Source organism: Coxiella endosymbiont of Ornithodoros amblus, from assembly GCF_019425495.1.
GTDB lineage: Bacteria > Pseudomonadota > Gammaproteobacteria > Coxiellales > Coxiellaceae > Coxiella.
This window is the reverse complement of sequence record NZ_VFIV01000023.1, coordinates 1-18315: the sequence shown is the minus strand read 5'-3', so window position 1 is coordinate 18315 and position 18315 is coordinate 1. Positions and strand designations below refer to the sequence as shown.

The following is an 18315-nucleotide window of genomic DNA, read 5'->3' as shown; positions in this document are numbered from 1 at the left end:
TGTTGACACAACAACCCAGGGCCTATACGTATGGAGCAAAGCAGAATACGGGAAAATAATGATCTCGTCTATCGCCCCCGTATTTCGCTGCGCTCATAGGGGGTACTGAACTATTGCTAAATACCTACAAGCATTGTTTAATGTTAATGCTATGCGAAAATCGCGGATTTTTATTTTCCTACTTTCATTTTGGACTTTAAGTTCTTTTGCAAATGCCAATAAAATCGTTGAATTATACGTTTATCCTTATGCTTCAGATTATCATTTAATCTTCGATTCATCGTCCATAATTCATTTTCATTATTTTGAATTAACCGAACCAGAGCGGCTAGTTCTTGACATTCAACAAGCTCACTCTATTCATACTTTAAAAAAAAACTTATCTGGAACGTTAATTAAGTCGATTAGAATAGGTTATCACAGAAACCACACCTTACGAATTGTTTTCGATTTAAAATCCCCCGTTAAAATTCACGCAGTTTCCTTGAGGCCAGATCACAAAAACCTCCATTTTCGTTTATTAAACGATCTGATTAGTTCTTCTAATAAAACAAAAGAAAAATCTGAAATTATAAAAATAAAAAATATAATTGCCTCGCCCATTAGCTCACCGAAACCCTATCGATCGCGCGATATTATTGTGGTGATTGATCCGGGCCACGGCGGACGCGATCCAGGCGCAACAGGCCCTGCGGGCGCTCATGAAAAAGATATTGTATTGAGAATTTCACGGTACTTACAACGCGATATTAATTGCCAGCCAGGGTTTAAAGTCTATTTAACTCGAAAGGGAGATTATTATTTAACCTTACGTCAACGTTTGGCCATTGCGAGACGTTATCGGGCGGATATTTTTATTGCGATTCATGCGGATGCTTATAAAAACCATTGTTCACAGGGCGCTTCAGTATTCGCGCTCTCTCAACGTGGCGCTACTAGCGAAGCCGCTCGTTGGCTCGCCACCAAAGAAAATGAATCCGAATTGATGGGCGGCGTCGATTTAGCGGATAAAAATAATTTACTCAAATCGGTATTAATTAATTTATCGCAGACAGCTACTATTCGCGATAGTCTCCATATAGGACAAAGAATCATTCGTGCGCTTAAAAATATTGGCCGACTACATTATAATCGTGTTGAACAAGCAGCTTTTGTCGTTTTAAAATCTCCAGATATTCCTTCACTTTTGGTGGAAACGGGTTTTATTTCTAACCCTTACGAAGAGCATAAATTACTAAATCCTATTTATCAACAACATATTGCTTCAGTTTTAATGCAAGGTATTTGCGCTTATTTTATTTGCAGTCCTCCACGCGGCACGTGGTTAGCTCAAAAAGTAAAGTGGGACCGACATTAAAAAAGGTGATACTATTTCCATATCCTCCAAGCTCAGGATGGGTAGACAAAATTGCGAAATTAAAAGTCTAGAGGTTTGTATGGAAGTTTCAACAACAAGGATTCGCAAACCGATTCTCAAAAAATTAGGTTCTATCTTTCTCAATCTATCTGAATCTAGCCAGGACATCTTCTGGATTCGTTCTGTTGATTTTTATAACCATGCCTACGTCAACCAAGCTTTTGAAAGCATTTTCAGTATTTCACGCCAAACACTTTATGCTAATCCAAACAAATGGATAAGTGTGTTAATTATTGAAGATCAAGATCGACTCCGCCACCTGATAATGGAATGGCAAGTTAAAAATAAAAAGGGGCTGTTTACAAACGGTTGATTACCGAATTATTGATGCGTATGGCGAAATGCACTGGATCAACGAAACTTGTTATCCTGTTTATGAAAACGAGCAATGCTTTAGTTATGCGGGAGTAGTCAAAGATGTCAGTAGCGAAAAATTGCGCGCAAAAGAATTCGATAATGCCGTCCATTATTTTCGTCATTTTGTTGAAAGAATGTCGGGCGCTTTTTGGTAAAAGGAAGTCGAGGGGATAAACAAATTTATATTAGTCCAACTTACGAAAAAATATGGGGTGTGAGTTGTGAAAGTCTATACCAGAATCCGAAGTCATGGATGGATTACGTTTTGCCTGAAGATATCAGTAATGGAAAAGTGGACGTGAGTTTTTATGAAACGGTGGCCAATCAACAAGTTCCGAATTTGCCGCCTCGATGGAAAATTTGGTGGATTAAGGATACCTATTTTCCCATTATGGCAAACGGAAAATTAGTAGGTTTTGTTGGCATAGCTGAAGACGTTACCGATGATGCACTGCGCGAAAAAGAACTGAGGAAGGCTAAAGAATTTGCTGAGCAAGCTAACCGCATTAAATCTGATTTTCTGGCAATGATGAGCCACGAATTGCGAATCCCCTTGAATGCTATCCTTGGCATGTCTCAAATTTTAAAAACACATAATTTGTCGGATGAATAACAAGGGCAAATTGATCTCATTTCGCAAGCAAGCCAAAATTTATTGGCGCTGCTAAATGACCTTCTTGACTTTGGAAAGCTTGAAGCCAGTAAGTTCTCCCTTGCAGAAGAAATGATTGGTTTGCATGAGCTGGTGATGAAAATTAAAGGAGACATGTTATTGTTGGCTCATAAAAAAGGAATCCAATTGAAATTTGATTATCTGGAAAATATTCCAAGCAAATCAAACGCTCTTAAATTTACGAAAAAGGGCTACGCTCAGTTAACGTCAAGTTGTTTGAAGAAAGATCATAAAGAAAATGACGGTTTGCTTTACCGTTAAAGACATTAGAATTGGAATCCAAAAGACTAAACTTTCTTCGATTTTCAATCGATTTCAGCAAATTAATTCGGTTTATCAGCGAAAATACGACGGTGTTGGCTTGGGATATCAATTGTCAAAGAACTGCTGGAAAAAATGGGCGGGGACTATTTCCGTAACCAGCGAACCTGGCATGGGTTCCGAATTTACCTGCATTATCCCATTTCGATTACAAGCCAACTCAAACCAAGCTTTACCCGTGCGCGATTTACTTGAGAAACAAGCCGTTAGTAATTCTACTTATGACCGCGAGTCCGATTCTCGTTTTAATATGAATATGTTGCTGGTTGAAGATAATTTAGTTAATCAAAGAATTTCAAAAATCATGCTTGAGCAAATGGGCTGCCAAGTGGATATCACCGCCTGTGGGAAAGATGCTATTGAAAAAATGAAAAAACACTACGACATGGTTTTTATGGACATCGGGTTACCCGACATGGATGGTTTTGAGACCACTCAATGTATTCGTCATAATGAAATACCAGATCAACGCGTTCCTATTGTCGCGATGACCGCTCATGTTTTTGCACAGGACCGTAAACGTTGTTTTGATGTAGGAATGGACGAAGTGATGGCAAAGCCAATTATGCAAGATGATCTAATTAAAGTTCTTAAACGTTGGGCGGCGTAAGTGAAGCGCTAGTGCCCTAATGAATAGACACTAGAGATTTAGGAAAGATCGGCTAGGCTTGAGGGATGATATCCGTCGATTAAATAATCAAACTGCGAATCAAATTGCCGCGGGAGAAGTGGTTGAACGACCTGCTTCAGTAGTAAAAGAGCTCATCGAAAATAGTATCGATGCTCGTGCGAGTTGTATTCGCGTTGATATTTTACAGGCAAGAGGCGCCAAACAAATTCGGATTCAAGATGACGGGGACGGGATCCATCTTGAGGATTTAGTATTGACACTCGAGCGCCATGCCATGAGTAAAATTACAAAAATTGATATTTACAGGACATCACTACGCTTGGTTTTCGTGGTGAAGCGCTGGCTAGTATTTCAGCCGTTTCTCGTTTGACGTTGATCTCACGTCAAAAAGATGTTGAGATGGGTTATCGAATCAGCAATATTTCTCATAAAACCATGACACCGGTCCCAGCAGCGCATCCCAAGGGAACAACTATCGACGTCCAAGACTTGCTTTATAATACACCGGCTCGGCGTAAATTTTTACGCTCGCCAGCCACTGAATTTCAGCACATCCGGCGGATCATTGAACGCTTAGCCCTAAGTCATTTTACTACTGAATTTTTACTTCATCATAGTGAAAAAGAAATAATTCATTTCAAATCAGTCACTACAATAAACAGGCAAGAAAACCGTATTAGAAGTATATTTGGGCGATGTTTTTATGCAAAATGGGTACATCGCCGAGGGCGCTTATATGCGCACAACCTGATTTACAATACATTATGTTAATGGTCGTTTTGTTCGCAACAAATTAATCGCTTAAACGCTTCGTCAGGCTCATCACGACGTTTTATTTTTCACGACCGACCCGGGCCCCCCCTATCTGCTCTATAATTAGAAATTTATCCTGCTTTTGTTGATATTAATGTTCATCCGACAAAACATGAAGTCCGATTTCGAGATCCGCAGTGGGTACGGAATTTTTTAATTCATGAATCGACTGCTGAATATAACCCGATAACGAATTTTGTTCCACCACTTATCGAGGGTCAAGGGAATTTATCCTTTAGGTCATGCGCTTGCTTAACTGCAGGAAATTTATATTTTGTCGCAAAACGAAAAAGGTCTTGTTATTGTTGATATGCACGAAGTGCATGAACGCATAAACGCATACTTTATGAGAAAATGAAAAAGCAGTTCGCAAAGATGGGCCTAGCGATCCAATCTTTATTGGTTCCAATTAATTTATTATTAAATTTGCAAGAAATAACCGATTGGCAGACCAATAAAGATCTATTTGCCCGGCTGGGATTTGAAATTGAATGGTTTGGTTCAGATAAAATTATCGTACGAGGTCATCCTTCTTTATTAGAACCAAAAAATCTCGAAAATTTAATTCGCGACGTGCTTGCTGATTTAATTACTCATAATACAACTTCTCGCGTCGGTGAAAGAATTAATGTTGCACTTGCAACTCTCGCTTGCCATGCGGCGTGGCGCGACCCTCATTATTTAACCATAGAAAAAATGGAAGCTTTATTGCGAGAAATGGAAAAAACCGAACACGGTGGATTATGCAATCACGGCCGACCGACCTGGAAGCAATTCGATATTGCCGAGTTAGATACATTTTTTTGTGCGGACAATAAACGTGAATAAAAATCCATTTATTGTTTGTTTAATGGGACCAACGGCCGGCGGAAAAACGGATTTAGCTATTGCGTTAGCTCGAAAATTACCGTTTGAAATTATTAGCGTTGATTCTGCTATGGTGTATCGTGGTCTTGACATTGGCACAGCTAAACCTAACGAAGAAGAACTTCAGCTCACTTCGCATCGATTAATTAATATTTGTGATCCCAGTTTTCCTTATTCAGCGGGTCAATTTTATAAAGATGCTTTAAACGAAATTAAAGTGATTCAAATTAGAAACCGCACGCCTTTGCTCGTCGGCGGAACCATATTGTATTTTCACATTTTGGAGCAAGGGTTTTCTGATTTGCCTACCGCTGATAAAACCGTTAGAAAAAAAATACAAGAACAAGCAGATCAGCATGGATGGGCAAAAATACATGAAAAATTAAACGCGATTGATCCAAAATCTGCGGCTCGAATTAATCCCAATGACGCTCAGCGAATTCAACGCGCTTTTGAAGTTTATGAAATAACAGGGCAGCCTTTATCTTTGTACCAATCCTTAAAACGTTTCAAGGCATTGTCTTATCAATTTATAAATTTAATACTGGCACCCGAAAATCGAAGCCGGTTACATCAGCGAATTGAAAGACGTTTTGACCAAATGTTAAAAAATAATTTTCTAGAAGAAGTGAGGCAACTCTATAATTGTGGATATTTAAATTCTGATCTACCCGCTATACGTACGGTAGGTTATCGGCAAGCCTGGGAATATTTGGCGGGAGAGTATGGTTATGAAGCGATGCGCCACAAAGCTATTGTGGCTACTCGTCGATTGGCTAAAAGGCAACTAACTTGGCTTCGACGCTGGCCAGATGCGAAATGGTTCAATAGTGAAGACAAAGATTTGATCAATCAAGTAGTGGATTACTTAAAAGGAATAGGGATGTAGAACTCCTTTCTTATTTTGAAAAATGAGTGTGTGTTAGGGGCTGTTTACAATTCTACTATACGGGCTATAAATTTATTGATTTTCTGTGCTCCGCTGCTCAGGTACTTCTAGGTACGCTGAGGGTGCCCCTGTAAATCAATATATTATTTCAGCCTGGAAAGTTGTAAGCGGCCCTATGGTCGCCTTTTATAAAGGCTTTCAAAATTCTAAATTGCTTATGGGAGAATACCATGAAAAAAATTTGTGTTGCTTTGTTAATGTTAGGCAATGTATGCGCAGTTTCAGCATTGGCTGCAAACCCGTAATAATCAGCCAACGGATCAAGATTACAAGAACAGCAATGCGGATCAAAATAACGATAAAAACGATCAATCCGACGATCAAATGGACAACAACAGCGATAACGACTAAATTGACTGCAAAAACCTTCAAGCTCAAACACCCCATTGTTTATGGGGTGTTATCCAGTTTATTTAAGCAATAATGACCGCTCATCTCATTATCGACAATTCCTAGCTAAACTTTGACCCTTTTTCGAGACAACCAAGTAATCAAGTGATACCTCGTATCGACTGCCCGAAACGGTCCAGGCGAGCTGATCAACAGTGAAAAACCCTGCGCGGTTGGCCAATCATACTAGCTAAAGTGGGAGAGGGCTGCCTACCTAATACGGTCTTCATGGAACGACGTCTCACGGGGGAAGTTTATTCTCCATCGCTTAAACGTTGCTACCCAGACCGGGATTGGGTTTTAACACGGATTTTATGGCTCTCTGGCCTTGAAGTAGGTAAAAATCGTTTAAGAAAGTGGGAAACCCGGTTCCCGAGGATGCATTCGTATGCATAATCACGACGTTGTCGAACTTTTTGACTGAGTTTCTGCTGGCGATCGGGTCTATATTGAAGGCTAAGTGTTATCGCTGTGGGGAAGAAAAAGGGACGGGGAATGAATGGTTTTACCTCGTTCCAATAACATGATATAAAGGCGCCGTTATGGATTGTATTGACGAAATTCTAAAATTTTGGTTTGGAAGGGTAGAGGAGACCATTGTCCCTTCCGAGACTCGAGCCCGAATCTGGTTTGTGGAAAGCCCTGAGATTGATCGGGAAATTGCCGAAAAATTTAGCCGAGATCTTGAAAAGACCATCAACGGCAAGTGTGTCGAATGGGAGAAGAGCCCTTGTGGTCAACTAGCGTTGATTATTACTTGCCTGAAGAAACTCAATATCTAAATGAAATGAAAGGTTCCTGAGGTAGCAATGCACGAAAAACAACGCATTTATCGAGTCATTTTTAGTCAAGATGAAAAAATTTATGAAATTTATGCTCGATTCATGTCGGAAGAAAATCTGATGGGCTTTATTGAATTTGAGGAATTACTCTTCTCCGAAGCTAATTCCCTTATTGTCGATACTTCGGAAGAAAAACTGAAAACAGAATTCCAGGGTGTAAAACGAAGTTACATTCCTATGCATATGATTTTGCGTATCGATGAGATGGAAAAGGAAGGAGTCGCTAAAATTAAGGGATTAACCTCAAAAGGCAATGTGCATCATCTGCCAAACGCTTTTAATAAGCCCGAAAAAAATAAGGAATAAACCTTGGGTTTTGCCATTATTGACCTTGAGGATGCGGTGCTTTCGCCGCAAGAGCGTGAATTGCTTCAACATCCCCAGGTCGCCGCGCTGGAGTTATTTTATTCACTCGCAACTATGAAAACCTCTCCCAACTTCGTTGGCTCATTCAATCAATTAAAAATTCGTCCGCTGTTTGTGGCTGTGGACCAAGAGGGGGCGTGTTCAGCGATTTCAACAGGGATTTACGGACCTGCCAAGCATGCGTTATTTTGGAAAGCGTTACCAGCGCGGGATCCGGTTCAAACACGAAAGCATTTAGAAAATATGTTGAAAACGGCGATTCATGAATTAAAAGGGGATCGATGTCAATATGACGCCGGTAGAAGTCTAGACGTTGACCAGGGCAAAAAAATCATCGATGAACGCAGTTTCAGTAGTGACCCAAGGGTTGTTGAAGTCTTGGGCAGTATCGTAATCGATACCCCTGAACGCCCATCGGAATGCCAGCAGTGGCTAAACATTTTCCGGGGCACGGTAGAGAGTAACTGCCGACTCCCACCAAGCTTTGCCCATCGATGAACGAGACCCAAGGGCTTTCACGCGCCTCAAATCACGGGAATCCCGGTCAAAAGGCTAAGAAAAGCACCGTGACACGAGGGCTTTTAAATTTTTTAGTCTTTAGCACTTGTGGTTAATGGTATGGGATAGGGGAGGCATGGGATTCTAATTTGAGGTATCATCTTCGTTTTCGAACTTTAAAAAAATCCCTTCTTCTAAATGAAGGAAGAGGGCAGGTGCAGGTGTGAGCCCGTTATTAAGTACCCATAATTCCATCATTAAAATCGCACTTCTTCTTATTATCGGCAGCATTGCCAGTGTTTTAGAATGGTTGCTTTACTGTCGATTATTGCCTCGATTCCAGCGACAACAGCGAATTTGGTTGCAAGCTTTTTTACAAGCGCTCCATCAGCCGTTGCAGGTTTACATCTGGCTGATCATTGTTAGTTTTACCGTTTCTATCCTAACTACATTATTTTCTTCCAACGACGATTTTACGAATGCACTTTCCTCGGGTCGTCTAATTTTCACTTTGGTCATTATTTTTTGGTTTGCCATGCGATTTATTCGCTATCTAGAAGATGGAATGACGCATCAAGCTCGTCAAAAAGTGGGTAAGGTTAGCGATGAAACTAGCGTACATGCCATCGCCCAACTAACGCGTGTCGTTATTATTGTCTTCGTTTTATTAATGTTATTGCAAACGATTGGTATTAAAATATCGGCGCTATTAGCTTTTGGTGGCGTTGGCATGGCTGTTATTGGCTTTGCAGCAAAGGATACGTTGGGTAATTTTTTTGGTGGCATGATGATTTACTGGGATCGCCCTTTTTCCGTGGGAGATTGGATTCGATCGCCGGATCGACAAATCGAAGGTACTGTCGAAAACATTGGCTGGCGATTGACGCGAATTCGGACATTTGATAAGCGTCCACTTTATGTTCCTAATGGAATCTTATCTAATGCGGCTCTTGAAAATCCTTCACGAATGATAAATCGACGTCTGAAAATTATTGTCGGCGTGCGTTATTCGGACGCTAGTAAAATTACGGATTTAGCCAAAGCGATTGAAGAAATGTTGCGAAACGATCCTGAAATTGATGTAACGCAAACTTTATTTGTTAATTTATTCGAGTTCACCCCTTCTTCATTAAATATGATGGTGTACACTTTCACAAAAACAACGGAGTGGATAAAGTTTCAATCCATTCAACAAAAAATAATGTTAAAAATTATAAATATCATTACCACTTATGGTGCTGAGTGTGCTTTCCCCACGCAAACAATTTACGTCCCGGAAGGGTTATTAGTAAAAAAAGAAAAAGGAGAAAATGATAATGAACATGCTGATCGATACAACGAAAAAGAGCAACGAGAAAATATTCGTGAAGTATTTAAAACAGCCACTTGCCTCTATTCAAAAACGGAAGTTGAAGCCGCTCTGGACACATTGGCCGTAGAAATCAGCCAAGCATTGTCTTCTTCAAATCCCATTTTTTTATGTGTTGTCGTGGGCGGTATTGTTCCTCTTGGTAATTTATTACCGCGCTTGGATTTTCCGCTTGAAGTTGATTACGTCCACGCAACCCGCTATCACGGGGAAACACGAGGTAAAAATTTAGAATGGAAAGCAGAGCCCACTTGCAGCATGGAGGGTCGCACGGTTTTAGTCGTTGATGATATTCTCGATGGGGGCCTCACTTTAGGTGCTATTATTGATTATTGCAAGAAATGTGGAGCGGGAGAAGTGTATTCCGCCGTTCTTGTGGATAAATGCGACGCTCGTTTGCCTGGTGGCCATCAACACGCTGACTTTACAGGCTTGAAAGTAGGTAACCACTACGTTTTTGGTTATGGAATGGACTATAAAGGCTATTTACGTAACGCACCCGGAATTTACATGGTCGCTCCTAAGTATGAATAAAAAATGGAGGATAATTTATTATCCCTTCATAGGAACGATATTTAACCCCACGTTCAAGTAACGTTGAACACTAACACGGATAGTGCCTTCCACCACATTATTCCCTTGAATAAAACGAGCTCGAATAAAAGGAGCATCAATGACTGACTGCCGCCAAGCGATATGTAATTTAAGATATGATAAGCTGGACTTTGGTCTAACCGGTGCTGTTCGTTTTTTAAAATATAATTGTGAGGGGGGCAAAGAATAAATCGGTCGCGCACGATTAAATAAAATTAATTCTGCCAGGATCCAGGTCAGACCATTGTTCTTCCGATTCATTTTGAGCAGGAAAATGTGAAAAATAATCATCTCAATCTGACCATTATTACATGTACTATAATACCTGAACAATAAAGCTTGAAACCCCCACTATCCGTCAGTATCGGCTTATCCCATCCCCATAAACGCCATGCATTCTCCGCCCCCCGCCGCTTGAATCATTTCCAAGCCCGGAGCGACTAACATGTGATAGGTGTTCCTGCCAAAAATAATTTAACTGTGTGCAGCCACCAACCCGAGTTCCCACTGGCATGAAAAGCGGGGGTGATCACCTCGCCATGGGGTGTGGTTATTTTCGTTATATGAGCATGATTTGTTTTTGATCGCATGATTCATAGATGGTCTAGCCGGGATTAACCCCTCTGTCACTAGTCAAATAGTAAGACTGAAATGGTGGAAACGATACATCCCCTTGTATAAATTTCAATTTTGGCTACACTGAAGAGGCGTTAAACCAGGAGAAAAGAACGTGGTAGAATCCGTTGATGATTTGAGCGTCGAATATGTTGAATACGGCGTGGTGACTCTTAAAGAGCTCGATAAAGTCGTTCTAACGAAAGGCGCATGGTGCACCATTCTTTTTAAAATCCAAACATGGAGCCGAAGCAAACAGGAATACAACCCTGTTAGCTATACTATTCGTCGCTACCAAAAACGCAACGGAGAATTCAAACAGCGTTCTAAGTTTACTATATCTAGCAATGATCAGGCGCAGAAAATTATTGATACGTTATCCAAGTGGATAAGTGAGTGAGGACCTAAAAAAACTCCGCCATGCTTCGCATAAGCCGATACTGACACGGATAGTTGGGGTTTCAAGCTTTTAGCCTGTCCAAAAATAGGCAAATCTGTACCCTTGATAGGGGCAGTAATTAGCTTTTACCTTATTTCTCGTTGAGTCGCCGTTTTTTCAATACCGCCATTGTTAGACGAGAAACTGAAACTAGGCGGTCCTTTTCATCGAAAATTTCAATGCCCCATACTTGCGTGCTCTTACCAATATGAAAAGGCTTAGCAGTGCCGATTACAAAACCTGAGCGCACAGAACGTACATGGTTAGTATTAATATCTAACCCTACGCAATAAAACTCGTTGGAATCGACACAAAAATTAGCGGCTATGCTCCCCAGCGTTTCAGCTAGGACACAAGAAGCCCCACCGTGCATAAGTCCTATCGGTTGCTGCGTGCGATGGTCAATCGGCATACAGCCGCGAAGATAATTTTTTCCCACCTTGGTAAATTCAATCCCTAGATGTTCAACCATAGTGTTCTTGCAATGCTTAGCGGCTTTTTGCACATTAAATGGTGTTTTCCAAATATTCATTATATTCATTTTAAAACTTGTCAGAAAAGGGGAACGCCTCAATCTATCATATCGGAAGGTGAGAATGGAAGACGTATTTTTATTTTTGCGGGAAAAGTGAGTTTGGGTAAGACGCCGGCTGCCAAAATAAAAAATTGTTAATGAAAGTTATTGGAAAAATTAGTGGTGATTATCGAAATAATCACCACTATATCGTTTTTTCCTTAGGAAAAAAGAATAGCATGGCGGTTTTTTCCAGTGAAACAAACCGATAAATAAAAGCGCGCCAATTAAGTCAATGGGCAACAACAAAAGAGCTATCTGATAATGTTGAACTGAAAAATGAGGAACGCCGTTTGCCATCTGCCCTGTCCATAATCCATCTAATACTTTTCCAACTAGCGGCTCACTGATCGCGCTGAAAATGGCATCGCCTGTATTAATTAAAGCCACTACGGTTGCTGATAATGCGGCTTTATTGATTTCTTTTCCTATTGCAAAACCTAACATAAACGCACCACTCCCTAAACCAAATAAAAACAATGAAACTTCTAAAAGCAAAAGGGATTGATGGGGGCTATAAATTACCAACAAAATGGAAATCAAGGCTAGTCCGGTTCCAAAGACGATAATCGAGTGTCGTTTTTTTAATTGATTGGCAAGATAGCCCCATAGCGGGCCACCGATGGCCACTCCAATGAACAGAAGCGAAATTAAACTAGCCGCCTGAGTGCTTGTAAAATGATAGGCCTCCTGCAAGAAAGGATTGCCCCACAGGCCGCCAAAAACAGCGACGGGAGCAAAGGCGAGGCCGCTATACAAGGCCAAAAACCAATTTAACTTATTTCTTAAAACTTGGAGGATATTTTTTAACGTAACGGTTTGAGATTCGTAATCAGTTGGGGAAGCTACTGATTTTTTATCGCGAATAAAGAGATAAAAAATCCCAGCGATATCAAGACCTAAAAGGCCATGAATAAAAAGACTATTTCTCCAACCCAGGTGATGAACAAGAAACGCTAATGGCGCTTCGCCGCATAAAGCCCCCAACATAGCGGCGGTCGCTAATAATCCACCAACAAAAGCAAATTGATTGGAGCGAAACCAAATACTGGCCATTTTCATATAACTAATGGTGGCAAACGCCGCCCCTGCACCGACCAGCAGCCGCGAAAAAGCAGCCACCCACAATGTGTCAGCGATAGAAAAAATTATTGATCCCAAAGCACAACAAACGATAGCAAGGCTGGTTAAGAGTCGAGGGCTGTATTTATCGAGCAAAATACCTACCGCTAACTGAGCAACCACGTAACTATAAAAATACATAGCCGCTAAATTACCTAGCCCTCCTCCACTGATATGAAAAACGCGCATTAAATCATCGGCGATAACGCTTGGCGAAACCTGAAGTAGGTATTTATAAAATAAAAATAAAGAACTTAGCGTGATAACCATCGAAGGATAGAGATAAAAAGACCGTTTTTCAGAAGCAATCGGTAAAAGAGGCGCGTCATTATCTTCAGGGAAGTATTGCATTGAACGGACAATTGTAAACTTAATAGGCAAAAGCCGTCAAGTGCTAGTGTTGACCCGGGTGTGCGATTAAAAGTGTAGATTTTCAACAAGCAGACTAGTGCCACTGCCCCCCTTAAAGGGGGCGTTATAATACGCTAACATAGAATTTCTATTTTTAAAAAAAGATAACTGAAGTAATGAAAGAAAATCGCAGCGATGCTATCGGCTACGGACGCACTCATCTTTATCAACGGCTATCAATCACCCTTCTCGCAGCAACTTTAAAGATTCTTCATAAAATAAGACCCGTGTTGGCTTTATCCACATCAATGTAAATAATATCGTATTGCCAGGCTTGACCAGCATGAATTAATTCGGCCAATGTATCTTTCGCCGCTGAGAGACGAAACTTGATCTTATCGCTTAGCCCTGCTTTTTCCCAATATTTCCTAGCAAGTGCGGTGGACTTTTCATTCACGTCGCAAGTAATGAGTGTTCCGTTTTTGGCAAAGCCAATCCCATTGCGGTGGCGCTGTAACCCATGAAGGTGCCAATCTAGAAGCGGACTCAACAGTTTCTGCCACTTTTTCTGCAGTGTCCAATCCCACCTTGCGCGCTTACTTCTTCTATCGCGGGATTATAAACTTCCTAATAAGTTTTTCCTTTAGTATCATGGCCAATTTTTCTCATTCTAAATTCCTTTACGGATTATTAAACTTCTTTAAGGTGCAAGGCGTATAATTTTCCATTTTTTGTTTTCTTTAAGGTAACAAAAGCGATCGTGCAAACGGTGTTCCTGCCCCACCCAAAATTCCATACAATCGGGAATTAAACGAAATCCGCCCCAAAATTCGGGACAACGCACGTTATCTTGAAATTTTTCCCGATATTTTTTATAGCGCATGATGAGATACTCACGATCAGGAATTTCCTGACTTTGTTCCGAAACCCATGCCGCGATTTGACTTTCACAAGAACGCGTTTCAAAGTAAGCTTCTGATTCCTCTTGCGTTAAGCGTTCAACTCGACCCTCACCGCGCACTTGCTTATAGGTTTTTGGCCAATAAAAAACCCAAGCAGCCTGCGGATTTTCATCTAGTTCATAAGCTTTCCGACTGTGGTAATTCGTAAAAATGAGAAAGCCACCCTTAGAAATTCCCTTATACAAAATATTTCGTGCAGAAGGCTTGCCTTTTAAATCAGCGGTTGCCAGCACCATCACATCTGGATGAAGGGTTTCATGACAGATAGCCTCGTCATACCATAATTTAAATTGTTCTAAAGGATCGCTTAGAAGATCAAGTCGAAACATATTTCCTCGCTTTTGGTAGAATTAATTTGACCACTTTTTCTCTATTCGACGCATCTGGATAGGCTGAGAAATTTATAATTTTTGGTAACCAAAAAACAAGAATGTATTCTATCAAGACGATAAAAAAACCAATTATACTACAATAGTTGAGGGCAATGTAAAACGTTTTGAATCATTGACAACCCCTGCCGCTCTTGGAAAGCACTTCAGTCGACCCCGTAAAAACACAACAAACCGAAATGCCGGTTTTCTTTAATTCGGGCTGTGGTCGCAATGATTTTACAAAGGCTTTGCTAGCGGCATACACCGCCTGTGAAGGGACGGGCACAATATGAATAAACAGAACCAATATTCACACAATACTTCCCTTCCCTTCCCTTTTTTAATCATGGACGGCAGTAATCAGCGCGTTAATTTGACCAGCCAGTCGATATTAACACGCGACATTTTTTCTAAGGAGTCAAACGGAATTTCAGAAAAATTTCGATAGCATCCCACGCCCTATTGTTAATTAACAGATCAATTTTCAACTGTTTTCCTTCAATAAATTTTATTATTAAAAACCTTAGGTCTGTTATTTTCCGAAAAATTAGTCGATTATACCTCATCCGTTTTGGAAGGTATAATGAAATAATCTTTTCCTTCTTGCCAGCTCCTTTTATTCAAGGGATTATTTGTGCAATAAGCAGCATAATGATGATCGAGCAGTCGGTAGAATAAATGTTCATCGCGTCCTTTTGGAATCCCTAAGCGGCGAGTTTTTATAATTTTCAAAGGGCGATAACCGTTATCACTGATAAAAAAATGCTTCTTTGAAAACTGTTTTTGGTCCCATTCTTTAACGCGTAAATTAAGCGATTTGCATAGCAAAGTTTGACCTGAACACAATTTTTCAGGCTTACGGCAAGCAGCTTTATTTTTAGAAGGGTTGAGTTGTTGCATCGTAGCTATCATCGTTTCTAAATTTTTAGCCTCACGATAAGGGATAGCTGATTTTATTAAAACAGCATTGCCTTCTCCTTGACAACTAATGTTAAGTGAATCACCCCCACGTGCATAATACATATAAATCGTGCCGGCAAGCATAAATAATCCTTTGCGTTTTTCAGTAAAGCCCAATGAAGCGTGACTGCCTTTTTCATGTTTGTAATAAGCTTCGGTTTCAATAATTTGAGCGCACAACCATTGTTTTCCATAATACACATGAATTATTTTACCTAGTAAATTCTGAGCCAGTTCGAACGCATCATGGTCAAAAAATTCATTGTTCAACATCATTTAAATAAAAATACCTCAAGTTGATTGATTTCTTGGTCCGACAATAAACCCCATTTTGTTCGACGCCACAAAATATCCTCAGTCGTTTTTGCCTATTCGTTTTTAATTTAGATAGTCTGCTTCCTTTCCATACAAACCGCCTCCAAAATGCTTCGAGATGGTCAATCGACGCGCGCTTTCTAAAAAAGGTTCATTAACGATCGATAATGGTTGGCATAATGGAATAATAGTGCTTTCGGCAGCTAGGTATATTTTTTCATAGCTGATAAAAATTGATTAAAATCGCCCTTAAATCACCGTCTGGCAAAAGGGTACTGACTCTCCAAGTCGAACCAATTTAGGAAAACGAGACTTTAATTTTGACAAACGAATTTGCGAAGTCGACTTTACTTTAGCGATGTTATCCAGCACATGAGAAACCCATGCCCCCGCTGCATTGACAATAGCTTTGGCGACAACAACGGTTTCTCTTTTTGCTAAGTTGGCTATATTAAGCGTACTTTCCAACGAGCATTTTCACGAACAACCGATTGACAAAGAGTTCGCGTCAATACGGTAGCCCCTTTTGCTTTTGCACCTAGGACAGGCATTGTACAACTAAACGGGCATCATCTACCTGATAATGGCGTATGCGAATCCTAAAGTGAATTTCTCTTTGTTGGGTCCCAATAGGACTGGATAAATAGAGGAGGATAGCTATTCATTACTTCTTTAGTAAACAAAACTAGCGGAAAGGTGTTTGCTTATTACGGTCATGGTATTAATCATGAATTTGCCGCGGAAAAAGGGTGCATTAGTATTGCTCCTCAAGAACTCAATTTCAACAGATTTCAAACCGTTCTCGATATTGTTCTACAACAAGCGGCTTACTACGGAATTTCGCGTCAAAAAGCAATGCCGCGAGCCAAAAAAATATTTAAAACAATTAGGACCTTAGGAAAAACGCACAGATATGGCTCGCAGCCTTTCCGGCGGTCTCAAATGTCGTTTAACGATAGTACGAGCACTTAAAATTGTCCATTTCTTTGCCTACCCATTACTACTACTATTTTTTTACCGCATGACACGCATTTACGTCCTGTTTTTATGTATCCGAATAGGCTCGTTTCTTTACGCTTCTTTAGCGCGCCGTCAGTCTCTACAAGGGACAGCAAAAAAAGGCCCTCCTTGACCGAAAAACTAATGTCTTTCAGGGCTTAAAGGTGATTTTTATAAGTCTTTTTTAAATCTTCGATTATTAGCGCTTTCAAGGTGGTTACGTGTATGCGTGTTGCTGCTCTCTTGATTTAGCAATCCGAACGACTAAAGATCGTCCTTGTAAATCTTTGCCATGAGCGTCTAACGCTTTAACGGCTTGTTTTGTAGTAAGGTACGTCACAAACGCATAGCCTTTTGAATGGCCCGTACGAAAATTTCTAACAATTTTAACAGATTCAATCGCACCAAAACGGGAAAAATATTGATGCAAATCGTTTTCCACTATATGATAGGGCAAATTACCAACGTAAATTTGATCCTTATTATCATTTTTCCATGGCGAATCGTCTAATCGATCTCTTCCTCGACCAAACATAGAAATGAAAACGAAAAGGAGAATTAGAGAAAAACAAACTAAGGCCGTAAAAATAATCAAATTTATTGACATGGCATCCTACCACTATTTTAAAATTAAATAATAGAACTGCCCTACTACCAGGGATTTTCCAAATTAATTTTTGGTCATTCAATTTAATTAACTGACTGACGAAGGATTGTAAATGAGCGAAAAGCCCTTGTAAAGGCTAAAGGCAGACTGTTATTCTGACATCTAGGCGCCAATGACAAGATCACAATTAAAGATGCGGGCTAAAAATTGTAATTTAAATCACCCATCACAACGTATCTAGCTGGAATGTTATCGCCTTCGGGCGTACCTGCGAAAAGAATCCCACTTTTTGAGAAGGTGAATAATCAACCCTCAAGGCACCATAAGGTAAAATTTCACCGTGGGTATTTGACAAATATAATGCCAAAACATCCTGCATACCAGGAAGGGTGGTAATAAAGACTTGGGCTGCTCCAATTTTTGCAAATACGTTGTACCCTTAATTTAAGGGAATGATAGCTTTCCCAGCTGCATAAATTTCCGTATTGCTTTTTTCGGCAACAGTGCCAAACTTGAGATTGGGAAAGTGTGTGTAATTCCATTTCAATCTATCCCTTGAAACGAATTTAACATTGATATATCTGCTTTAACTCTACAAAACTCTGCTTATTCCGTAACCAGCACCGAGAGTCAAGCTAAAATCTCGCAGCAAAGTGAGCAACCTTAGGTGAATCAATGGTACGATTCAAATCGTTTTATTCAAAATAATTTTCACTCTATTGCACTTTATTTAAATTAACAGATAAATTTAATTATGAATTTAAAGAAGAAAAATACAAGATTAAGGAGGCGCTATTACAAAGTGTAGATTCTAGGTATTTAGCAATAGTTCAGTACCCCCTATGAGCGCAGCGAAATACGGGGGCGATAGACGAGATCATTATTTTCCCGTATTCTGCTTTGCTCCATACGT

General features: G+C 40.2%; 15 protein-coding genes and 14 pseudogenes. 18 read left to right on the top strand and 11 right to left on the bottom strand.

The features are described 5' to 3' along the window. Positions 1-133 precede the first annotated feature (133 nt). The 15 genes and pseudogenes from FIV31_RS04380 to FIV31_RS04330 all read left to right on the top strand — a co-directional run bounded on the left by FIV31_RS04380 (position 134) and on the right by FIV31_RS04330 (position 10027). Positions 134-1357, top strand: a complete 1224-nt coding sequence (locus FIV31_RS04380) for an N-acetylmuramoyl-L-alanine amidase (RefSeq protein ID WP_280123946.1) — start codon at positions 134-136, stop codon at positions 1355-1357. Between the two features lie 79 nt (positions 1358-1436). Continuing rightward, entirely contained in the window at positions 1437-1730 is a 294-nt protein-coding gene (locus FIV31_RS08525; protein ID WP_425278269.1) for a PAS domain-containing protein, read from the top strand. A gap of 28 nt (positions 1731-1758) precedes the next feature. Continuing rightward, entirely contained in the window at positions 1759-1929 is a 171-nt protein-coding gene (locus FIV31_RS08520) for a hypothetical protein (RefSeq protein ID WP_425278268.1), read from the top strand. Continuing rightward, on the top strand, positions 1923-2387 hold the full coding sequence (locus FIV31_RS08515) for a histidine kinase dimerization/phospho-acceptor domain-containing protein (protein ID WP_425278267.1): 465 nt from the start codon (positions 1923-1925) through the stop codon (positions 2385-2387). Before FIV31_RS08520 ends, FIV31_RS08515 begins: the two co-directional genes overlap by 7 nt. A gap of 42 nt (positions 2388-2429) precedes the next feature. Beyond that, entirely contained in the window at positions 2430-2708 is a 279-nt protein-coding gene (locus FIV31_RS08510; protein ID WP_425278266.1) for a hypothetical protein, read from the top strand. Then, a complete protein-coding gene (locus FIV31_RS08505; protein ID WP_425278265.1) occupies positions 2686-3378 on the top strand; it encodes a response regulator in 693 nt (230 codons plus the stop codon). Before FIV31_RS08510 ends, FIV31_RS08505 begins: the two co-directional genes overlap by 23 nt. A gap of 70 nt (positions 3379-3448) precedes the next feature. Then, positions 3449-5040 (top strand): annotated as a pseudogene (gene mutL / locus FIV31_RS04370) (DNA mismatch repair endonuclease MutL). Further along, positions 5033-5968, top strand: coding sequence for a tRNA (adenosine(37)-N6)-dimethylallyltransferase MiaA (miaA, locus tag FIV31_RS04365; RefSeq protein ID WP_280123945.1), 936 nt, complete (start codon positions 5033-5035; stop codon positions 5966-5968). Before mutL ends, miaA begins: the two are co-directional and overlap by 8 nt. A 188-nt stretch (positions 5969-6156) precedes the next feature. Next, a pseudogene (locus FIV31_RS04360) lies at positions 6157-6379 on the top strand (hypothetical protein). A 112-nt stretch (positions 6380-6491) separates the two neighbouring features. Further along, positions 6492-6842: pseudogene (locus FIV31_RS04355) on the top strand (L,D-transpeptidase). Between the two features lie 118 nt (positions 6843-6960). After that, positions 6961-7176, top strand: a pseudogene (locus tag FIV31_RS04350) (DUF924 family protein); the annotation flags it as partial. A gap of 51 nt (positions 7177-7227) precedes the next feature. Beyond that, complete coding sequence (locus FIV31_RS04345) at positions 7228-7566, top strand: DUF1820 family protein (protein WP_280123944.1); 339 nt, start codon at positions 7228-7230, stop codon at positions 7564-7566. Between the two features lie 3 nt (positions 7567-7569). Beyond that, positions 7570-8140: pseudogene (locus FIV31_RS04340) on the top strand (glycoside hydrolase family 3 N-terminal domain-containing protein); the annotation flags it as partial. Between the two features lie 207 nt (positions 8141-8347). Then, positions 8348-9478: pseudogene (locus FIV31_RS04335) on the top strand (mechanosensitive ion channel family protein); the annotation flags it as partial. A 6-nt stretch (positions 9479-9484) separates the two neighbouring features. Continuing rightward, positions 9485-10027: a hypoxanthine-guanine phosphoribosyltransferase gene (locus FIV31_RS04330; protein ID WP_280123948.1), complete on the top strand. Its 543-nt coding sequence runs from the start codon at positions 9485-9487 to the stop codon at positions 10025-10027. Between the two features lie 33 nt (positions 10028-10060). Here the strand turns inward: FIV31_RS04330 and FIV31_RS04325 are convergent. Both FIV31_RS04325 and FIV31_RS04320 read right to left on the bottom strand, forming a co-directional pair. Then, positions 10061-10370: pseudogene (locus FIV31_RS04325) on the bottom strand (CsiV family protein); the annotation flags it as partial. A gap of 49 nt (positions 10371-10419) precedes the next feature. Further along, positions 10420-10677: pseudogene (locus FIV31_RS04320) on the bottom strand (tRNA-guanine transglycosylase); the annotation flags it as partial. A 140-nt stretch (positions 10678-10817) separates the two neighbouring features. Here FIV31_RS04320 and FIV31_RS04315 point away from each other — a divergent pair. Continuing rightward, complete coding sequence (locus tag FIV31_RS04315) at positions 10818-11102, top strand: hypothetical protein (RefSeq protein ID WP_280123943.1); 285 nt, start codon at positions 10818-10820, stop codon at positions 11100-11102. 130 nt (positions 11103-11232) lie between these two features. Here FIV31_RS04315 and FIV31_RS04310 read toward each other — a convergent pair whose 3' ends face one another. The 7 genes and pseudogenes from FIV31_RS04310 to FIV31_RS04280 form a co-directional block, all read right to left on the bottom strand. Then, the gene (locus FIV31_RS04310) at positions 11233-11715 is read right to left on the bottom strand and encodes a hotdog fold thioesterase (RefSeq protein WP_280123942.1); all 483 of its coding nucleotides are present in this window, start codon (positions 11713-11715) and stop codon (positions 11233-11235) included. A gap of 117 nt (positions 11716-11832) precedes the next feature. Then, the gene (locus tag FIV31_RS04305) at positions 11833-13188 is read right to left on the bottom strand and encodes an MFS transporter (protein WP_280123947.1); all 1356 of its coding nucleotides are present in this window, start codon (positions 13186-13188) and stop codon (positions 11833-11835) included. 243 nt (positions 13189-13431) lie between these two features. Further along, positions 13432-13722: pseudogene (locus FIV31_RS04300) on the bottom strand (O-methyltransferase); the annotation flags it as partial. Between the two features lie 166 nt (positions 13723-13888). Then, positions 13889-14479, bottom strand: a complete 591-nt coding sequence (pdxH, locus tag FIV31_RS04295; protein ID WP_280123941.1) for a pyridoxamine 5'-phosphate oxidase — start codon at positions 14477-14479, stop codon at positions 13889-13891. Positions 14480-14500: 21 nt separating this feature from the next. Then, positions 14501-15087: pseudogene (locus FIV31_RS04290) on the bottom strand (SDR family NAD(P)-dependent oxidoreductase). Beyond that, positions 15077-15757, bottom strand: a complete 681-nt coding sequence (locus tag FIV31_RS04285; protein WP_280123940.1) for a DNA-3-methyladenine glycosylase — start codon at positions 15755-15757, stop codon at positions 15077-15079. The pseudogene FIV31_RS04290 and the gene FIV31_RS04285 overlap by 11 nt, the downstream one beginning before the upstream one ends. Then, a pseudogene (locus FIV31_RS04280) lies at positions 15754-16420 on the bottom strand (FAD-dependent oxidoreductase); the annotation flags it as partial. The gene FIV31_RS04285 and the pseudogene FIV31_RS04280, both read right to left, overlap by 4 nt. A gap of 39 nt (positions 16421-16459) precedes the next feature. Here FIV31_RS04280 and FIV31_RS04275 point away from each other — a divergent pair. Together FIV31_RS04275 and FIV31_RS08500 are read left to right on the top strand one after the other, a co-directional pair. Then, a pseudogene (locus FIV31_RS04275) lies at positions 16460-16766 on the top strand (P-loop NTPase family protein); the annotation flags it as partial. Positions 16767-16807: 41 nt separating this feature from the next. Further along, positions 16808-16913, top strand: a pseudogene (locus FIV31_RS08500) (hypothetical protein); the annotation flags it as partial. Positions 16914-17012: 99 nt separating this feature from the next. On the opposite strand, the gene FIV31_RS04270 reads toward FIV31_RS08500, so the two are convergent. Then, complete coding sequence (locus FIV31_RS04270) at positions 17013-17402, bottom strand: RNA recognition motif domain-containing protein (protein WP_280123939.1); 390 nt, start codon at positions 17400-17402, stop codon at positions 17013-17015. 200 nt (positions 17403-17602) lie between these two features. Further along, positions 17603-17949, bottom strand: a pseudogene (locus FIV31_RS04265) (outer membrane beta-barrel protein); the annotation flags it as partial. Positions 17950-18315: the final 366 nt, after the last annotated feature.

Coding starts and splice junctions, on each gene's coding strand:
- FIV31_RS08525 (WP_425278269.1), top strand. CDS start 1,437: ATGGAAGTTTCAACAACAAGGATTCGCAAACCGATTCTCAAAAAATTA.
- FIV31_RS08520 (WP_425278268.1), top strand. CDS start 1,759: ATGCACTGGATCAACGAAACTTGTTATCCTGTTTATGAAAACGAGCAA.
- FIV31_RS08505 (WP_425278265.1), top strand. CDS start 2,686: ATGACGGTTTGCTTTACCGTTAAAGACATTAGAATTGGAATCCAAAAG.
- FIV31_RS04345 (WP_280123944.1), top strand. CDS start 7,228: ATGCACGAAAAACAACGCATTTATCGAGTCATTTTTAGTCAAGATGAA.
- FIV31_RS04305 (WP_280123947.1), bottom strand. CDS start 13,188: ATGCAATACTTCCCTGAAGATAATGACGCGCCTCTTTTACCGATTGCT.
- pdxH (WP_280123941.1), bottom strand. CDS start 14,479: ATGTTTCGACTTGATCTTCTAAGCGATCCTTTAGAACAATTTAAATTA.
- FIV31_RS04285 (WP_280123940.1), bottom strand. CDS start 15,757: ATGATGTTGAACAATGAATTTTTTGACCATGATGCGTTCGAACTGGCT.
- FIV31_RS04270 (WP_280123939.1), bottom strand. CDS start 17,402: ATGTCAATAAATTTGATTATTTTTACGGCCTTAGTTTGTTTTTCTCTA.